The organism is Sphingomonas lacunae (assembly GCF_012979535.1).
Lineage (GTDB): Bacteria > Pseudomonadota > Alphaproteobacteria > Sphingomonadales > Sphingomonadaceae > Sphingopyxis > Sphingopyxis lacunae.
Genome location: NZ_CP053015.1, coordinates 1,803,278 through 1,818,697, shown reverse-complemented (window position 1 = coordinate 1,818,697; position 15,420 = coordinate 1,803,278). Strand labels below are relative to the sequence as shown.

At 61.0% G+C, this 15,420-nt stretch carries 19 protein-coding genes, 1 tRNA gene and 1 pseudogene; 7 read left to right on the top strand and 14 right to left on the bottom strand.

The genetic code is table 11. The annotated features are described in order from the left end of the window. Nucleotides 1-159 precede the first annotated feature (159 nt). The 5 genes from GV829_RS08815 to sul1 form a co-directional block, all read right to left on the bottom strand. Nucleotides 160-582 carry a type II toxin-antitoxin system MqsA family antitoxin gene (locus GV829_RS08815; RefSeq protein ID WP_021245886.1) on the bottom strand — a complete coding sequence of 141 codons (423 nt, stop codon included), beginning with the start codon at nucleotides 580-582 and terminating at the stop codon, nucleotides 160-162. Then, complete coding sequence (locus GV829_RS08810; RefSeq protein WP_169945899.1) at nucleotides 575-892, bottom strand: type II toxin-antitoxin system MqsR family toxin; 318 nt, start codon at nucleotides 890-892, stop codon at nucleotides 575-577. The genes GV829_RS08815 and GV829_RS08810 overlap by 8 nt, the downstream gene beginning before the upstream one ends. A gap of 135 nt (nucleotides 893-1,027) precedes the next feature. Further along, nucleotides 1,028-1,735, bottom strand: coding sequence for an IS6 family transposase (locus GV829_RS08805; RefSeq protein WP_169945897.1), 708 nt, complete (start codon nucleotides 1,733-1,735; stop codon nucleotides 1,028-1,030). Nucleotides 1,736-1,839: 104 nt separating this feature from the next. Beyond that, nucleotides 1,840-2,340, bottom strand: a complete 501-nt coding sequence (locus GV829_RS08800) for a GNAT family N-acetyltransferase (RefSeq protein WP_000376623.1) — start codon at nucleotides 2,338-2,340, stop codon at nucleotides 1,840-1,842. Nucleotides 2,341-2,467: 127 nt separating this feature from the next. Beyond that, the gene (gene sul1, locus GV829_RS08795) at nucleotides 2,468-3,319 is read right to left on the bottom strand and encodes a sulfonamide-resistant dihydropteroate synthase Sul1 (protein WP_000946487.1); all 852 of its coding nucleotides are present in this window, start codon (nucleotides 3,317-3,319) and stop codon (nucleotides 2,468-2,470) included. Nucleotides 3,320-3,420: 101 nt separating this feature from the next. Here sul1 and intI1 point away from each other — a divergent pair. Continuing rightward, nucleotides 3,421-4,245: pseudogene (intI1, locus tag GV829_RS08790) on the top strand (class 1 integron integrase IntI1); the annotation flags it as partial. A 65-nt stretch (nucleotides 4,246-4,310) separates the two neighbouring features. On the opposite strand, the gene GV829_RS08785 reads toward intI1, so the two are convergent. Further along, complete coding sequence (locus GV829_RS08785) at nucleotides 4,311-5,027, bottom strand: IS6 family transposase (RefSeq protein WP_169945895.1); 717 nt, start codon at nucleotides 5,025-5,027, stop codon at nucleotides 4,311-4,313. Between the two features lie 497 nt (nucleotides 5,028-5,524). Beyond that, a tRNA-Ser gene (locus tag GV829_RS08780) sits at nucleotides 5,525-5,616 on the bottom strand. Between the two features lie 186 nt (nucleotides 5,617-5,802). Here GV829_RS08780 and GV829_RS08775 point away from each other — a divergent pair. Next, complete coding sequence (locus GV829_RS08775) at nucleotides 5,803-6,585, top strand: DUF1134 domain-containing protein (protein ID WP_169945893.1); 783 nt, start codon at nucleotides 5,803-5,805, stop codon at nucleotides 6,583-6,585. A gap of 18 nt (nucleotides 6,586-6,603) precedes the next feature. On the opposite strand, the gene GV829_RS08770 is transcribed toward GV829_RS08775, so the two are convergent. From GV829_RS08770 to petA, 4 genes are all read right to left on the bottom strand, one after another. Then, nucleotides 6,604-7,164: an adenine phosphoribosyltransferase gene (locus GV829_RS08770; protein ID WP_281356113.1), complete on the bottom strand. Its 561-nt coding sequence runs from the start codon at nucleotides 7,162-7,164 to the stop codon at nucleotides 6,604-6,606. Nucleotides 7,165-7,302: 138 nt separating this feature from the next. Further along, the gene (locus tag GV829_RS08765) at nucleotides 7,303-8,121 is read right to left on the bottom strand and encodes a cytochrome c1 (protein WP_169945889.1); all 819 of its coding nucleotides are present in this window, start codon (nucleotides 8,119-8,121) and stop codon (nucleotides 7,303-7,305) included. Between the two features lie 23 nt (nucleotides 8,122-8,144). After that, the gene (locus tag GV829_RS08760; RefSeq protein ID WP_169945887.1) at nucleotides 8,145-9,437 is read right to left on the bottom strand and encodes a cytochrome b; all 1,293 of its coding nucleotides are present in this window, start codon (nucleotides 9,435-9,437) and stop codon (nucleotides 8,145-8,147) included. Nucleotides 9,438-9,450: 13 nt separating this feature from the next. Next, nucleotides 9,451-10,011 (bottom strand): ubiquinol-cytochrome c reductase iron-sulfur subunit, encoded by a 561-nt coding sequence (gene petA, locus GV829_RS08755; RefSeq protein ID WP_169945885.1) that lies wholly within the window; start codon nucleotides 10,009-10,011, stop codon nucleotides 9,451-9,453. Between the two features lie 269 nt (nucleotides 10,012-10,280). Here petA and GV829_RS08750 point away from each other — a divergent pair, with 269 nt between their 5' ends. Next, nucleotides 10,281-10,745, top strand: coding sequence for a tRNA (cytidine(34)-2'-O)-methyltransferase (locus GV829_RS08750; protein ID WP_169945883.1), 465 nt, complete (start codon nucleotides 10,281-10,283; stop codon nucleotides 10,743-10,745). After that, nucleotides 10,742-11,617: an oxygen-dependent coproporphyrinogen oxidase gene (hemF, locus tag GV829_RS08745; RefSeq protein WP_169945881.1), complete on the top strand. Its 876-nt coding sequence runs from the start codon at nucleotides 10,742-10,744 to the stop codon at nucleotides 11,615-11,617. Before GV829_RS08750 ends, hemF begins: the two co-directional genes overlap by 4 nt. Before the next feature lie 82 nt (nucleotides 11,618-11,699). On the opposite strand, the gene GV829_RS08740 is transcribed toward hemF, so the two are convergent. Continuing rightward, a complete protein-coding gene (locus tag GV829_RS08740; protein ID WP_169945879.1) occupies nucleotides 11,700-12,560 on the bottom strand; it encodes a hypothetical protein in 861 nt (286 codons plus the stop codon). Between the two features lie 162 nt (nucleotides 12,561-12,722). Between GV829_RS08740 and lipB the strand changes: the two genes are divergently transcribed. Beyond that, a complete protein-coding gene (lipB, locus tag GV829_RS08735) occupies nucleotides 12,723-13,376 on the top strand; it encodes a lipoyl(octanoyl) transferase LipB (protein ID WP_169945877.1) in 654 nt (217 codons plus the stop codon). A gap of 35 nt (nucleotides 13,377-13,411) precedes the next feature. Next, the gene (locus GV829_RS08730) at nucleotides 13,412-13,774 is read left to right on the top strand and encodes a hypothetical protein (RefSeq protein WP_169945875.1); all 363 of its coding nucleotides are present in this window, start codon (nucleotides 13,412-13,414) and stop codon (nucleotides 13,772-13,774) included. Here the strand turns inward: GV829_RS08730 and queE are convergent. Continuing rightward, complete coding sequence (gene queE, locus GV829_RS08725) at nucleotides 13,771-14,403, bottom strand: 7-carboxy-7-deazaguanine synthase (protein ID WP_169945873.1); 633 nt, start codon at nucleotides 14,401-14,403, stop codon at nucleotides 13,771-13,773. The genes GV829_RS08730 and queE overlap by 4 nt on opposite strands. Continuing rightward, nucleotides 14,400-15,107 (bottom strand): 7-cyano-7-deazaguanine synthase QueC, encoded by a 708-nt coding sequence (gene queC, locus GV829_RS08720; protein ID WP_281356112.1) that lies wholly within the window; start codon nucleotides 15,105-15,107, stop codon nucleotides 14,400-14,402. The genes queE and queC overlap by 4 nt, the downstream gene beginning before the upstream one ends. Nucleotides 15,108-15,202: 95 nt before the next feature. Between queC and GV829_RS08715 the strand changes: the two genes are divergently transcribed. Next, nucleotides 15,203-15,397: a DUF1737 domain-containing protein gene (locus tag GV829_RS08715; RefSeq protein WP_169945869.1), complete on the top strand. Its 195-nt coding sequence runs from the start codon at nucleotides 15,203-15,205 to the stop codon at nucleotides 15,395-15,397. Nucleotides 15,398-15,420: the final 23 nt, after the last annotated feature.

Sequence of the window (15,420 nt, the reverse complement as noted above, 5' to 3'; positions counted from 1 at the left end):
CACTGACCATGGCCGGGGGAGACAGTTTGTTTCGCAACTCGGTGCGTTGGCGGTGGGAGAGAGCTTGCGGACGAACTCTCTCATCGAAGGGCATCTAATCAGGCAGTGAGCCTGCGAAAGGTTGCGGTCGGCAATTGCGGAAAGGCAATCGCAAGAGGCCTATGCGGCCTCCTTCCGATGCACCCTCTGCTTCAGAACTGATAGGCCGGACGGATCCCTGTCGAGCAGCAGCAGGGCACTCATCACCGCATGACTGACAACCACGTCACCGCTCTCGTACTTCTGGAAGGCGTTGGGCCCGCCCCCGATCAGGCGGCCAGCATCCTTCTGGGTGAGATGCAGGCGCTTCCTGATCCGACGCACCGCCTCGGGATCGAGCAAGCCCTCCACCTGGGCCTTGAGCCGGTTCAGAGCCCGATCGGAAACCTTCATGTCGTCACCGGTGTGAATGCTCTCGTCGCTTGCATCACAATACCAGCCGGGCATGTCGAAGGTGGACTCGTGCCCCTTGTAGGTGATGGTCATCGGCCGAACGTCACGGAACATCGGCTGGCCCGTTTCCGGGCAGGTGGGGTTAGTCATTGCCCTTCTCCTTGAACGACAGAAGCAAAAACTCGGTCACGGCATCGGCCGTGAATTTGACGTACAAAGCCCCCTGTTCCGAGGGAACGTGGTAGACATCCTGCCAGACCCGATGATCAGCAAAGGATGTCATGGACTTGTAAAAATGGCGTCGCTCGATCGTCTGGATGGTTGCAACGATCTCGCTTCGGCCAAAACCAAGCGAAGCCGCTCCTCTCAGAGCGGAACCTGTGACATTGAGCTTCTCGACCGTCGAGAAAACGGCTTTGACCGCTTCAATGTCATAGGTCGGCTTTCGCTTCTCGGTCATTGCTCTTGATAACACCACTGTGGTGTTTTTTCAAGAGGGCCGATTCCGCCAGCCTGCCGGCGGTCGCGCACGGTGCTGTCAGTCTAACCGCAACTTGTCTCCAATTCGCAGAGCTAGCGCAGATCGAGCACAGCTTCAGGCGACGAGCGACTGCCACTCGGCCAGTGCGGCCGAGCGACGAAGCTTGTAAGTCTGACGATCGACGAGATGGCGTTCCTGAGAAAAGTGGTTGTGGAAGGAGGCATGCACTGATGCGAACTTTTGCAGCGATTTCATCCGCCTGAAACGCTGCATCGCGCGCTCTCGTCGTCGAAACGGGAGATGGCTGTTCTCCGCTCGATTGTTGAGCCAGCGGCCCACCTCGCGTCTGTCGAGATTGCCCAGTTCCCGCATCGCTGCAGGGTAGCTCCGCATCCCATCGGTAACGATTGATTCCGCCCGCCCATGCCTCTTCAGCGCCTTCTTCAAGAAGGCCAAAGCTGCCGCTTTGTCGCGCTTTTTCGTGACATAGCTCTCAAGAACCTCACCCTCGTGATCAACAGCACGCCATAGATAATGGCGTTCGCCATTGATCTTCACAAACACCTCATCGAGGTGCCAGCGCCAATGCCTGAAACCGCGCATCCGGCTCACCCGCTGGCGCCGGATTTCAGATGCGAACATTGGCCCGAACCGGTTCCACCAGAACCGCACCGTCTCGTGACAAACGTCAATCCCGCGTTCGAACAGCAGGTCCTCCACATTGCGCAACGATAATGGAAACCGCACATACATCATTACCGCAAGGCGGATGATCTCGGGCGAAGAGTTAAAGTACCGAAACGGATTCGCGGATCTGCTCATCCACCCGATTTACCGCCCTCACCCTCGACCGGCAATTTTGCTCTGACAATGCCAAGCCACGGGCCCGTCCCACCCCGACATGGACCTCGATGCCCGAACGGACGTTAGATTTCGAGTTCTAGGCGTTCTGCGATGAAGGTTGGATCCCAGCCGGGATTGAAAGTGTCGACGTGGGTGAATCCGAGCCGCTCGTATAGGCCACGCAGGTTCGGGTGGCAGTCGAGCCGCAGCTTGGCGCACCCCTGCGTTCGCGCGGCATGGCGGCAAGCCTCGATCAGCGCGGAGCTGACACCCCGGCCCGCATGTGTCCGTCGCACCGCGAGCTTGTGCAGATATGCGGCCTCCCCCTTGAGGGCGTCGGGCCAGAACTCGGGATCCTCGGCCGACAAGGTGCAACAGCCGACGATGCCGTCGCTGCAACTCGCGACTAGGAGCTCGGATCTCAGGACGAAGGTCTCCGCGAATGTCCGGTCGATCCGCGCGACGTCCCAGGCGGGCGTTCCCTTGGCGGACATCCACGCCGCAGCGTCGTGCATCAGCCGCACAACCTCGTCGATATCACCCGAGCAGGCGACCCGAACGTTCGGAGGCTCCTCGCTGTCCATTCGCTCCCCTGGCGCGGTATGAACCGCCGCCTCATAGTGCAGTTTGATCCTGACGAGCCCAGCATGTCTGCGCCCACCTTCGCGGAACCTGACCAGGGTCCGCTAGCGGGCGGCCGGAAGGTGAATGCTAGGCATGATCTAACCCTCGGTCTCTGGCGTCGCGACTGCGAAATTTCGCGAGGGTTTCCGAGAAGGTGATTGCGCTTCGCAGATCTCCAGGCGCGTGGGTGCGGACGTAGTCAGCGCCATTGCCGATCGCGTGAAGTTCCGCCGCAAGGCTCGCTGGACCCAGATCCTTTACAGGAAGGCCAACGGTGGCGCCCAAGAAGGATTTCCGCGACACCGAGACCAATAGCGGAAGCCCCAACGCCGACTTCAGCTTTTGAAGGTTCGACAGCACGTGCAGCGATGTTTCCGGTGCGGGGCTCAAGAAAAATCCCATCCCCGGATCGAGGATGAGCCGGTCGGCAGCGACCCCGCTCCGTCGCAAGGCGGAAACCCGCGCCTCGAAGAACCGCACAATCTCGTCGAGCGCGTCTTCGGGTCGAAGGTGACCGGTGCGGGTGGCGATGCCATCCCGCTGCGCTGAGTGCATAACCACCAGCCTGCAGTCCGCCTCAGCAATATCGGGATAGAGCGCAGGGTCAGGAAATCCTTGGATATCGTTCAGGTAGCCCACGCCGCGCTTGAGCGCATAGCGCTGGGTTTCCGGTTGGAAGCTGTCGATTGAAACACGGTGCATCTGATCGGACAGGGCGTCTAAGAGCGGCGCAATACGTCTGATCTCATCGGCCGGCGATACAGGCCTCGCGTCCGGATGGCTGGCGGCCGGTCCGACATCCACGACGTCTGATCCGACTCGCAGCATTTCGATCGCCGCGGTGACAGCGCCGGCGGGGTCTAGCCGCCGGCTCTCATCGAAGAAGGAGTCCTCGGTGAGATTCAGAATGCCGAACACCGTCACCCTGCTGCGTAACATCGTTGCTGCTCCATAACATCAAACATCGACCCACGGCGTAACGCGCTTGCTGCTTGGATGCCCGAGGCATAGACTGTACAAAAAAACAGTCATAACAAGCCATGAAAACCGCCACTGCGCCGTTACCACCGCTGCGTTCGGTCAAGGTTCTGGACCAGTTGCGTGAGCGCATACGCTACTTGCATTACAGCTTACGAACCGAACAGGCTTATGTCCACTGGGTTCGTGCCTTCATCCGTTTCCACGGTGTGCGTCACCCGGCAACCTTGGGCAGCAGCGAAGTCGAGGCATTTCTGTCCTGGCTGGCGAACGAGCGCAAGGTTTCGGTCTCCACGCATCGTCAGGCATTGGCGGCCTTGCTGTTCTTCTACGGCAAGGTGCTGTGCACGGATCTGCCCTGGCTTCAGGAGATCGGAAGACCTCGGCCGTCGCGGCGCTTGCCGGTGGTGCTGACCCCGGATGAAGTGGTTCGCATCCTCGGTTTTCTGGAAGGCGAGCATCGTTTGTTCGCCCAGCTTCTGTATGGAACGGGCATGCGGATCAGTGAGGGTTTGCAACTGCGGGTCAAGGATCTGGATTTCGATCACGGCACGATCATCGTGCGGGAGGGCAAGGGCTCCAAGGATCGGGCCTTGATGTTACCCGAGAGCTTGGCACCCAGCCTGCGCGAGCAGCTGTCGCGTGCACGGGCATGGTGGCTGAAGGACCAGGCCGAGGGCCGCAGCGGCGTTGCGCTTCCCGACGCCCTTGAGCGGAAGTATCCGCGCGCCGGGCATTCCTGGCCGTGGTTCTGGGTTTTTGCGCAGCACACGCATTCGACCGATCCACGGAGCGGTGTCGTGCGTCGCCATCACATGTATGACCAGACCTTTCAGCGCGCCTTCAAACGTGCCGTAGAACAAGCAGGCATCACGAAGCCCGCCACACGGTGCTGTCAGTCTAATGCGAACCGCTCTCCACTGGATGCAATGATCCTCAACTTTGCAATTCTTTAGTTCACAAGGTTTTGCCACTCGACCAGTGCGGCCGAGCGTCGAAGCTTGAATGTGGTTCGGTCGACGAGGTGGCGTTCCTGGGAAAAGTGGTTGTGGAAGGAAGCATGGACTGAAGCAAATTTCTGTAGGGACTTCATTTGCCGAAATCGCAGCATCGCCCGTTCTCGTCGTCGAAAGGGGAGGTGGCTGTTTTCAGCTCGGTTGTTTAGCCAGCGTCCCATCTCCCGCCGCTCTACATTGCCCAGTTCCTTCATGGCGGCAGGGTAGGAGCGTAGTCCATCAGTAACGATTTCTTCTGCCTGTCCATGGCGTTTCATGGCTTTCTTCAGAAAGCGTAAAGCTGCGGATTTGTCGCGTTTCCGAGTGACGTAGCTTTCCAGAACCTCACCCTCGTGGTCTACAGCACGCCATAAATAAACCATCTCGCCGTTGAGTTTGACGTACATCTCATCAAGGTGCCAACGCCAGTGTTTGAAGCCGCGCATCCGGTTTACCCGCTGGCGCCGGATGTCTGCAGCAAACAGTGGACCAAACCTGTTCCACCACAGCCTCACCGTCTCGTGACACACGTCGATGCCGCGCTCGAATAGTAGGTCTTCAACGTTTCGCAGCGACAACGGAAAGCGGACATACAGCATCACCGCGAGACGGATGATCTCCGGTGACGAGTTGAAATAGCGGAAGGGACTGGCGGATTTGCGGCGTCGAGACATGACGCCGCTTAGCCTTCAAACGCCCTCGCTACCAGCAGGTGCATTTGCTTTGACAGTGCCACCCTTAGGGTCATCTCGGCAAAGGTGAACCTCTCCATGGCATCACAGCAGCGGAAGCCCAAAATCAAGCTGCCGGTGAAGCTCGAGCCTTAAGCAGCTTCGAGACCAAGCCCTGGCAAAACGAAAGGCGGCGGAGTTCAACTCTGCCGCCTTCGTCGTTTCAGGTGGGCTGATGGGTTGGAACCGGGTGGAATCTTGTGGTTCTACTGGCATCCAACAGCCATTTTCGCGCCGAGGAAAAAGCGCGCATTTCCAAGCCAATACGCTCATCCACTAAAACAGGTCCGGTCGAGAGCTTTGGAGAATATCGGGCCTAAGAGAGCATATGTGCCCCAGCACCGCAGATGTGCAGTGGAGAGGCTGTTGCCTATAACCCTTGAAATGCTGGGGATTTTTTGCGCCAAACCCAAGGAATAGAATGTTTCCAATGGGTTAAATGGCGGAGACGGAGGGATTCGAACCCTCGGTACCGTATTCACAGTACGACGGTTTAGCAAACCGTTGGTTTCAGCCACTCACCCACGTCTCCGGACCTGCAAGGGCTGCCGCGCCTATAGCCAGCGACGGGGGCGGACGCAATAAGCCAGACGAGATAAAGATGGAGACTCGCCTCGGCGCAATTCCGACTCGCTTCATCGCTCCATTCATTGCGGTGACAGCTTACTGATTCATGGTGACGGCGGGCCCTTTGGCCTACTGGAAAGGGAGTGGGGCGATGCGCCGCTGGACGATCAACTGGGTACGCCATGCAGCCGCCGGATTTGCCGGACTGACCCTGGCTTTGGGCACGGTTCCGGGCAATGGCCAACCTGTGCGTTCGGTCGATCCCAATACGGTAATTGATGCGGACCTTGATCAAGCAACCGCAGCTACCTCGCCGGCAGCGGTGCCCACTCCCCCCAATGGCGGCTGGACAACCGAGGGGCTGTCCACCGAAGAGGCGACGGCTGCCGCTCCCGCCTCTCCTCCAGGCGAAGCCGCAGCCGCTGCCCCGGTGTTGGCCGGCACCCCGTCCCAAACCTATCAGCGCGATGATCTGATCGGCGCGGCAGAAGGACTGTTCGGTCGCGGAGCCGAAGGACTCGCCCGTATGATTGAGGATGTCCTGCGGGAACAGGGGGAACCCAATGGCTATATCGTCGGGCGTGAACTGGGCGGCGCGCTTGTTTTTGGCGTGCGCTATGGCTCGGGCACGTTGCATCACCGCATAGAGGGTGAACGCCCGGTCTATTGGACCGGCCCGTCACTCGGACTTGATGCTGGCGCCAATGCCGGCAACACCTTTGTGCTCGTCTATAATCTCCACGACAGCCAGGAATTGTTCCGTCGCTTTCCCGCTGGTGAAGGGACTGCCTATCTTGTTGGGGGCTTCAACGCTTCTTACCTGCGGCGCGGCAACATAGTCCTCATACCCATTCGCATGGGGCTCGGCGCGCGACTCGGCGTCAATGTCGGCTACATGAAATTCTCACAAAGGCAGCGCTGGCTGCCGTTCTGATCGCACGGTCGAGCAGCATCAGCAGCGTAACAGCGCACTGACGCCGATGTGCGCTTCAGCCAGGCGCTCCGCGCCGCCCAAGCCGGTCAATTCGATCAGGAACAGGGCGCCGACAACATCGGCCCCCAACCGTTCAACCAGATCAGCCGCAGCCCGCACCGTGCCCCCGGTCGCCAACAGGTCATCAACCAGTAGCACGCGTGCGCCCCGCGCCAGTGCGTCGCTGTGGATCTCCAGCCGGTCAGTGCCATATTCAAGACCATAATCGACCGAATGGGTATCGGCGGGCAGCTTGCCAGGCTTGCGCACCGGAACCAGCGGCACGGCGAGATCGAGCGCCAGCGGCGCGCCAAAAAGAAACCCCCTCGCCTCAACGGCGACTATCGCATCCGGAGAAAAACTGCGTGCTCGTTCCAGTAAGAGCGCTTGGGCGAGGGCAAAGGCCTTTGGGTCGGCCAACAACGGCGTAATGTCGCGAAATAGGATACCCGGTTGCGGAAAATCCGGGATGATGCGGATAGCGGCATCGATGGCCGCCAATGCCGTTCCTTGCTCATTCTCCATCGGCTCGTTGGCCATCGCCACCCCTGTCCTGATTGATCGCCTCCCTTGCGAAGGCAGTGCCGTCCTCTTGCTAGGACGCGGCACAGACAAAGGAAAGGGGCGGCACCGCATCCGGCACCGCCCCTATTTCCGTTCGTCAGCCGCTGGCGGCGATCAATGCTTCTTGTCGGCCCAGATCGAGCGGTACGACATGTAGGCAAGGGTCGTCAGCACCAGCAGGAAGCCCAGGATCGCCCAGCCATAGGCATGGCGGGTCGCCAGCTTCGGTTCAGCCGTCCAGACGAGGAACGCAGTCACGTCCTTGGCCATCTGGTCCACGGTCGCACGAGTGCCGTCATCATAGGTCACCTGACCTTCGGCAGTCAGCGGCGGCGGCATGGCGATGTTGAGGTTGGCGAAATAGGGGTTGTAGTGCAGCGGACCCGATGGACGCAGTTCTTCCGGCAGATTGGCCGGCGGATTGCGATAGCCGGTCAGCAGCGAATAGAGGTAGGGCGCATGGCCTTCGCGAGCCTTGGTGATCAGCGACAGATCAGGCGGATAGGCGTTGTTGTTCGCAGCGCGTGCGGCCACCTCGTTCAGATAGGGCTGAGGCAGCTTGTCCGAGATGATCGGTGCACGGGTCGCCGCCTCTCCCGTGTCCGGGTTGATCGTCGCCGTCTGGATCGGCCAGCTGGAGGCAATGGCCTTCACCTGGTCTTCATCATAGCCCAGCGCCTTGAAATCATAAAAGGCAACTTGGCCAAGGCCGTGACAGGCGGCGCACACTTCCTTGTACACCTTCAGGCCGCGCTGAAGTTGTGCCGTGTCCCAATGGCCGAACGGGCCATCACTGGCGAGATGCAGCTCCTTGGGCTCAAGATGGAACGCCTTCATCTTGTCGACCTCGTTGGTCAACGGCGTCTTGACGATAGCCCACAACAATGCCCCGACAAAGAAGGCACCGACGAGCATGGCGATAGGACGGATCATGATCTTTTCCTTTCCGGCCGGGCTCAGGCGTGGGCCGCGGCGGGTGCCGCACCAGCAGTTGCGTGCTTGCTCAGCACCGCCTCGGTGATCGACGACGGCAGCGCATCGGGCACTTCAATCCGCGAGATGATCGGCAGGATGATGAGGAAGTGCGCGAAATAATAGGCCGAAGCGAGTTGGCTCATGATGATCCACGGCTGCGAGGCCGGCATGACGCCGCAGATGCCAAGGATCACGATGCAGGGCAGCAGGCCGAACCAGAAGAACTTCCGGTACAGCGGACGATAGGTGGCCGAACGGATCGGCGACTTGTCGAGCCAGGGCAGGAAGAACAGCAGCGCGATCGAACCGAACATCGCCAACACACCCAGCAGCTTGGCAGGGATGAAGAAGAAGTCGGCGGTGAAGGCGCGCAAGATCGCGTAGAACGGCCAGAAATACCATTCAGGGACGATATGCGCCGGGGTCGAAAGCGGATTGGCGGCGATATAATTGTCCGGATGGCCCAGCATGTTCGGCGCGAAGAAAGTCACCGCGACAAAGCAGATCAGGAACACGCCCAGGCCGAAACCGTCCTTGGCCGTGTAATAGGGGTGGAACGGCACCGTGTCCTGCTCGGTCTTCACTTCCACGCCGGTCGGATTCGACGAACCCGGAATGTGCAGAGCCCAGATGTGCAGGATGATCACACCGGCGATGACGAACGGCAGCAAATAGTGCAGCGAGAAGAAGCGGTTGAGCGCCGCTTGGTCAGGCGCGAAACCGCCCAGCAGCCACTGGCGCAGCGGCTCGCCGACGACCGGGATCGCCGAGAAGAAGCCGGTGATTACCTGTGCACCCCAGAAGCTCATCTGGCCCCAGGGAAGCACATAGCCCATGAAGGCGGTCGCCATCATGAGGAGGAAGATGACCACGCCGAGCAGCCAGATCATCTCGCGCGGCGCCTTGTAGGAACCGAAGTACAGGCCACGGAAAATGTGGATGTAAACGACGATGAAGAAGAAGCTCGCACCATTCATGTGCGCATAGCGGATCAGCCAGCCGGCCGGCACGTCACGCATGATGTGCTCGACCGAGTTGAACGCGACCAGCGTGTTCGCCGAATAATGCATGGCTAGCACGACACCGGTCACGATCTGTATGACCAGCGCAAACCCGGCGAGAACGCCGAAGTTCCAGAAATAGTTGAGGTTGCGCGGAACCGGATAGCCGGCACCCACTGCGTTATAGACGAGGCGCGGCAAAGGCAGGCGCTCGTCGAGCCAGCGCATCAACGGCGCTTGCGGCTTATATTCCTGTGCCCAGGGAAAGCTCATCTTGCCTTACTCCTCAGCCGATTTCGATGACTGTGTCGGACGTGAATTCATAGGGCGGCACCACCAGGTTGGTCGGGGCCGGGCCTTTGCGAATGCGGGCAGCCGTATCATAGTGCGAGCCGTGGCAGGGGCAGAAATAGCCGCCAAAGTCACCGCGGTTCTCACCCTCGGCGGCACCCAGCGGCACGCAACCCAAATGGGTGCAGACGCCCAGGGTGACGAGCCAGTTTTCCTTGCCCGGCTTGGTGCGATCAGCCAGCGTCTGCGGATCGCGCAGGTCGCCAATGCTCACCGCATTCGCTTCGGCCATTTCCGCCGGCGTCAGGTTGCGGACGAACACAGGCTGCTTCTGCCAGCTCGCCTTGATCGCCATGCCCGGTTCGATCGCACTGATGTCGATTTCGGTCGAGGACTGGGCCAGCACGTCAGCCGACGGGCTCATCTGGTAAACCAGCGGAGCGACAACGGCAGCCGCGCCGACTCCGGCGAAGCTGACGGCAGCAATGTGGATGAAGTCGCGACGGCGAACGCCATCGGCCCCTTCCCCACCATGCGGTTCCTGGACTGTAGCCATGCGAAAACCCTAGTTGTGCCCGGACGGGCGTGGCCGCGGATAGCAGAGGGTGGCAGGCGTGACATGCACGTCATGGCCGCCGCCCCCCGGCGTCAATTTGGGCGCCTGATAGCCGCGCCCTTGTCGCTTGCCAATGGGCAAATTGGCCTTTTGTGCAGCTATCTCACTGGACATCGCCTTGCCCTGCCCGGATGAACCGCGAAGGGCTCGCAACAGGAAGGGAATGCGCACCCTTGCCCTTGGCCGCCAGGCACGGCATTGCCCCCGCCATGCGTCCCGCCCTCGCCCTGATCGAACCCGACATTGCCGGCAATACCGGAACGCTGCTGCGCACGGCAGCCTGCTTTGGCGTTGATCTGCACATTGTCGAGCCCTGCGGCTTCGCCTTTGGCGAGCGGGCGCTGCGCCGCGCGGGCATGGATTATGCGGAACTGGCGACTGTTCGCCGCCATGCGAGCCGCGAATCATTCCTCGCCGCCATGACATCCGACAATCGGCGGACAGTGTTGCTGACCACCTCCGGCGCGGAACCGATCGACAGCTTTCGCTTTACCGCTTTGGATGTGCTGATGCTCGGCAGCGAGGGCCATGGGGCGCCGGCCGACATTCACGAGCGTGCCGCCGCGCGGGTCCGCATTCCTCTGTTGCCCGGATTCCGCAGCTTGAATGTCGCAATCGCAGGCGGCATCGCTCTTGCAGAGGCGCTACGCCAGACGAAAGGATTTGCACAATGACCATTCTCGACGCCCAGCAACAGGCCGCGCGCGACTGGTTCGAATCGCTGCGCACCCGCATATGCACCGCCTTTGAGGAGATTGAACGGGAGGCGGGCAGCGAAGCGAGCTTTGACTATATCGCCTGGGATCGCGAAGGTCCCGGCGTCGCTCCCGGCCCGCTGTCTCAAGGCGGCGGAGGCGGCGGTGTCCGCGGCGTGATGAAGGGCAAGGTGTTTGAAAAGGTCGGCGTCAACGTCTCGACCGTCGGCGGCGAATTTTCGCCCGATTTCGCCGGCCAGATCCACGGAGCTGCCGAAGATCCCGGCTTTTTTGCCACCGGAATCAGCCTCGTTGCCCATATGGCAAACCCGCATGTGCCGGCAGTCCACATGAACACCCGCTTCCTTGTCACCACCAAACGCTGGTTCGGTGGCGGAGCGGATCTCAATCCGCCCATTCCCTATGCCGAGGATACCGAAGCGTTCCACGCCCAGTTCCGCGCCGCCTGCCAACCTTATGGCCCGGATGTCTATGAACGCTATGCCAAATGGGCCGATGACTATTTCTTCATCCCCCATCGCGGTGTCGCCCGCGGCGTCGGTGGCATTTTCTACGATCATCTCGAAGTCGACAATGAAGCGATGTTCGAACGCAATTTCGGCTTCACCCGCGCGGTGGGAGAGGCATTTCTCGCCGCATTTCCGCCGATTGTCCGTCGCCGGATGAATACCGCCTTCACCGAGGAGGATATCCGGCAACAGCGCATCTGGCGCGGCCGCTATGCCGAATTCAACCTCGTCCATGACCGGGGTACGCTTTTCGGCCTGCGGACCGGTGGTAATATTGACGCCATATTGATGAGCCTGCCGCCGCTCGCCGCCTGGGAATAGGTCAACCCGGATCCTTTGGCCAAAAAGTAGGGCGCGGCCAGCAACGGCCCCGCCCTACCTTTTTTGTCAGCAACGTCGCCGTTCAGTTGAAAATGTCGTAGCGCGAATCCACTGGAACCAGCGCACGATAAACACCGGCGGTCATGCCCAGCGAAATGATCGCCGTCGGCACTCCGGCGACGACTCCGGCAACAACCGCGCCAACCATCTGACCGCCGATCAGCATGAACAGGGCGCCCACCAGACCGAACACCATCGAAATGGCAAAGACCACCAGGATGAACAGCAACAGCGTCCCCAGAACCGACCATTGCACCGAACCGGATGTAAGCCTCCAGGACTCGACCAGGCCATAAATGGGGTTGATGCTCCGCGCATGGGCCATCACCGGCGTTGCCACAAACAGGCGGGCGGCCAGCCAAAGCATCAACGGCAACACTACCAGTATCAGCACAAAAAGCAGACCGACAATGCCCGCGATACCGGCTCCGCTAGGCGACCCGCCTCCCTGAAGGTCCGCGAACACGCCAGTAACACCGAACAGGACAACAAAGATCAGGACAATGCCCAAGCCGATCGCCATCCAGAACAGCATGTTGACGATCGTCGCGACCAGTCCATAGACCATTGTCGTCGACACATCCTTTTCGTCGGACAGGCCCTGCCGCAAGATCGCAAACTGCGCGGCTGATTGCAGCACGGCGCCCAAAATCATGGCAGCCAACGCCGTTCCGAAAAGGCCAAAGCTGCCCTGAATGTCGCCCGACTGAACCATGCGGGCAATATTCTGGCCGAATTGCTCATCTGAACCACCGGTCAAAACGGCCTGGCCCACCTGCCCGAGGACAACAGCACTGCCCAGTAAGAGGAGCAGGTTAGTCAGATTTTCCTTCACAAAGGCAATGGCCTCCGAAAAGGCGTTTCCCACTGTATATCTCTGCATCAACCCCTCCTAAAATGATGCCGGGGTCAATGCGTCTGCGATGGCCCCTCGAGCATTGCATATCATGGCCAGACGGACAGTCCAGCACCACTGGCTTGATCGTTCATCTGTATTGACATTTGTTCCTGCCGGTGGTGGGTCGCGGGGGCGATGGAACAGGGTATGACAGGAAAGGCTGCGGCCCCGGAATGGCAGGTTTCACCCGGCCTCACTCTCTATCCGGACGCTCTTGCTGACATGGAACACCGCGCCGCCGCCATTCATTCGGGGCACGCGGCCGAACGCATCTGGCTGCTCGAACATCCGCCGCTCTACACTGCCGGCACCAGCGCCGACCCTGCCGAGCTGATCGACCGCCGCTTTCCAGTCTATGATGCCGGACGTGGTGGCCGCTACACCTACCATGGCCCGGGTCAACGCGTCGCATATGTCCAACTCGACCTGACGAGGCGCGGCCGCGATGTCCGCCGTTTCGTCCATGCCATCGAAGGCTGGGTAATCGACGCGCTTGGCGATTTCGGGGTGACCGCCCGCCGCGCCGATGGGCGCATCGGCATCTGGTGTGATGACGCCAACGGGCAAGAGGCCAAGATCGGCGCCATTGGCGTGCGCGTCCGCCGCTGGGTCACATTGCATGGCCTGTCGATCAATGTGAACCCCGACCTTAGCCATTTCGGCGGCATTGTGCCCTGTGGCATCGCCGAATATCCGGTCACCAGCCTTGCTGCTCTCGGCATCCATGCCGGCATGGCCGATGTCGACGCCGCACTTGCTCACCATCGAGACCATTTCCTTTCAACGCTCTCCGGGGCATGAAGACGCCACAGCTTTTGTACAGGATCACGCCTACAATGAAATCAGGCCCCGCTTTCGCCCTTCTAGCCCCCGCCGCGCTGATGCTGGGTGGATGCGACTGGCTTTTTGGCGCGGGCAGCAGCGCCGATACGCAAATGACCAATGTCGAAATCCTGCCCGGCACCGCCAGTGACGAGATGATCACCCTCGATCAGGCAAGTGGCGATGGTACTGCCATCGACACCAGCGTCGAGGTACGCCCCGGTGAACCCGACCGGCCTGAGCCACCCGAAGATGCGACCGAAGACAATGGCGACGAGCCGGCCGCAGATGACGCTTCGGCGTCTGCTGGTGATGCGCAAACCGGACGTCCCGGCGATACGGTGATCCGTCCGCCCGCAGAACCGGCCAAGCGTTAGGCCAGCCCGAGCAATTTGTGCGTCTGCAAGGACAGCCGCCAGCGCGGATTGCCCAGCGCAAAGTCCACCGCCGCCTTCACATTGGCTTCGCCGCGCACATCATCCATCGGCTGGATCAACCGGTTGGCGAAATCCCATTGCTCCATCGCAGCCACATCACTGCCCGGCTGCGGCCAAACCAGCTTGAGCTCGTCACCGCTGGTTTGCACCACCGTGCTGCCCGCCTTGGGGCTGATGCAGATCCAATCGATGCTGCGCGGCACCGGCAAGGTACCATTGCTCTCGATCGCGATTTCAAATCCGGCAGCGTGCAGCGCGTCGATCAGTTCGGCATCGACCTGCAACATCGGCTCGCCGCCGGTCAGTACGACATATCGCCCCTCGCGGCCCTCGCCCCAGCAGGCGGCAATTGCCGCCGCCAGCGCCGCGCCATCGGCAAATTTGCCGCCGCCCTCGCCGTCCATGCCGACAAAATCGGTATCGCAGAATTGGCAGATTGCACGCGCCCGGTCCTGCTCACGCCCCGACCACAGATTGCATCCGGCAAAGCGGCAGAACACCGCCCGCCGTCCGGCGCGCATCCCTTCGCCTTGCAGCGTCAGAAATATTTCCTTGACCGCATAACTCACCAGCGTGGCTCCACCGCATAGCGCGTCGGGTCAGGCAGGTCCGCCTCGACAAAGCCCTTGGCGCGCAACCGGCAGGCATCGCACTCGCCGCAATGCAGCCCGTCCGCCGTCGGGTCATAACAGGTCCAGCTCATCCCCGCATCGAGCCCCAGCCGGTGGGCCTCGCGGGAAATATCGGCCTTGGTCATGTGCAGCAGCGGCGTTTCAAAGCGGAAGGGATCACCCTCCACCCCGGCGCGCGTCGCGAGGTTGGCCATCGCCTCAAAAGCCTCGACAAAGGCCGGGCGGCAATCAGGATAGCCCGAATAATCGAGCGCATTGACCCCGACATAAATATGCTTTGCACCGCGCGCCTCCGCGAGTCCCAGCGCAAGGCTGAGGAAGATCGTGTTGCGCGCCGGCACATAGGTCACCGGAATGCCCGCTGCACCCGCCGCTCCCGCGCCATCCTTGGGTACCGCCGTATCCGACGTCAGCGCCGATCCGCCAAAGCTGCGCAAATCAAGTGGCGCGATCAGATGTTCCTCGGCCCCAATCGCCGCCACCACCCGCGCCGCGGCCTCCAGCTCGCAGCGATGCCGCTGGTTGTAATCGACCGTCAGCGCGATCACCCGGTGCCCGGCCTCACGCGCCAGCCCGGCGCAGACCATCGAATCCATCCCCCCGGACAAGAGGACAATGGCGAGGGATGGGTCGAGCGGCACGGCGGTTTTTCCGGTTCTGAAAGCGGGGGAGAGTTGCCGCCGCTTAGCCGAAACCCTATCGCTGGTGCAAATATCCGAACGAAAAGGACGCCCGCATGAGCAATCCCCCCGACGGCAAGCTGCGCTACCGCCTGCTGACCGGCCCCGACGACGACAAATTCTGCAAGCGCGTCTCCGAAGCGCTCGACATGGGCTATGTCCTTTACGGCAGCCCGGCGATCACCTGGAACGGCGAACGCGGCTATTGCGCCCAGGCCGTCATCTGGCCCGGCGTCGGCGAAGAGGATTGAGCCCCTTCTCCCCATCGACTTGC

Bases quoted from the DNA above. Each gene is read 5' to 3' on its own strand.
- GV829_RS08815 (WP_021245886.1), bottom strand. From the start codon at position 582: ATGACTAACCCCACCTGCCCGGAAACGGGCCAGCCGATGTTCCGTGAC.
- GV829_RS08810 (WP_169945899.1), bottom strand. From the start codon at position 892: ATGACCGAGAAGCGAAAGCCGACCTATGACATTGAAGCGGTCAAAGCC.
- GV829_RS08805 (WP_169945897.1), bottom strand. From the start codon at position 1,735: ATGAGCAGATCCGCGAATCCGTTTCGGTACTTTAACTCTTCGCCCGAG.
- GV829_RS08800 (WP_000376623.1), bottom strand. From the start codon at position 2,340: ATGGACAGCGAGGAGCCTCCGAACGTTCGGGTCGCCTGCTCGGGTGAT.
- sul1 (WP_000946487.1), bottom strand. From the start codon at position 3,319: ATGTTACGCAGCAGGGTGACGGTGTTCGGCATTCTGAATCTCACCGAG.
- GV829_RS08785 (WP_169945895.1), bottom strand. From the start codon at position 5,027: ATGTCTCGACGCCGCAAATCCGCCAGTCCCTTCCGCTATTTCAACTCG.
- GV829_RS08775 (WP_169945893.1), top strand. From the start codon at position 5,803: ATGCGCCGCTGGACGATCAACTGGGTACGCCATGCAGCCGCCGGATTT.
- GV829_RS08770 (WP_281356113.1), bottom strand. From the start codon at position 7,164: ATGGCCAACGAGCCGATGGAGAATGAGCAAGGAACGGCATTGGCGGCC.
- GV829_RS08765 (WP_169945889.1), bottom strand. From the start codon at position 8,121: ATGATCCGTCCTATCGCCATGCTCGTCGGTGCCTTCTTTGTCGGGGCA.
- GV829_RS08760 (WP_169945887.1), bottom strand. From the start codon at position 9,437: ATGAGCTTTCCCTGGGCACAGGAATATAAGCCGCAAGCGCCGTTGATG.
- petA (WP_169945885.1), bottom strand. From the start codon at position 10,011: ATGGCTACAGTCCAGGAACCGCATGGTGGGGAAGGGGCCGATGGCGTT.
- GV829_RS08750 (WP_169945883.1), top strand. From the start codon at position 10,281: ATGCGTCCCGCCCTCGCCCTGATCGAACCCGACATTGCCGGCAATACC.
- hemF (WP_169945881.1), top strand. From the start codon at position 10,742: ATGACCATTCTCGACGCCCAGCAACAGGCCGCGCGCGACTGGTTCGAA.
- GV829_RS08740 (WP_169945879.1), bottom strand. From the start codon at position 12,560: ATGCAGAGATATACAGTGGGAAACGCCTTTTCGGAGGCCATTGCCTTT.
- lipB (WP_169945877.1), top strand. From the start codon at position 12,723: ATGACAGGAAAGGCTGCGGCCCCGGAATGGCAGGTTTCACCCGGCCTC.
- GV829_RS08730 (WP_169945875.1), top strand. From the start codon at position 13,412: ATGAAATCAGGCCCCGCTTTCGCCCTTCTAGCCCCCGCCGCGCTGATG.
- GV829_RS08715 (WP_169945869.1), top strand. From the start codon at position 15,203: ATGAGCAATCCCCCCGACGGCAAGCTGCGCTACCGCCTGCTGACCGGC.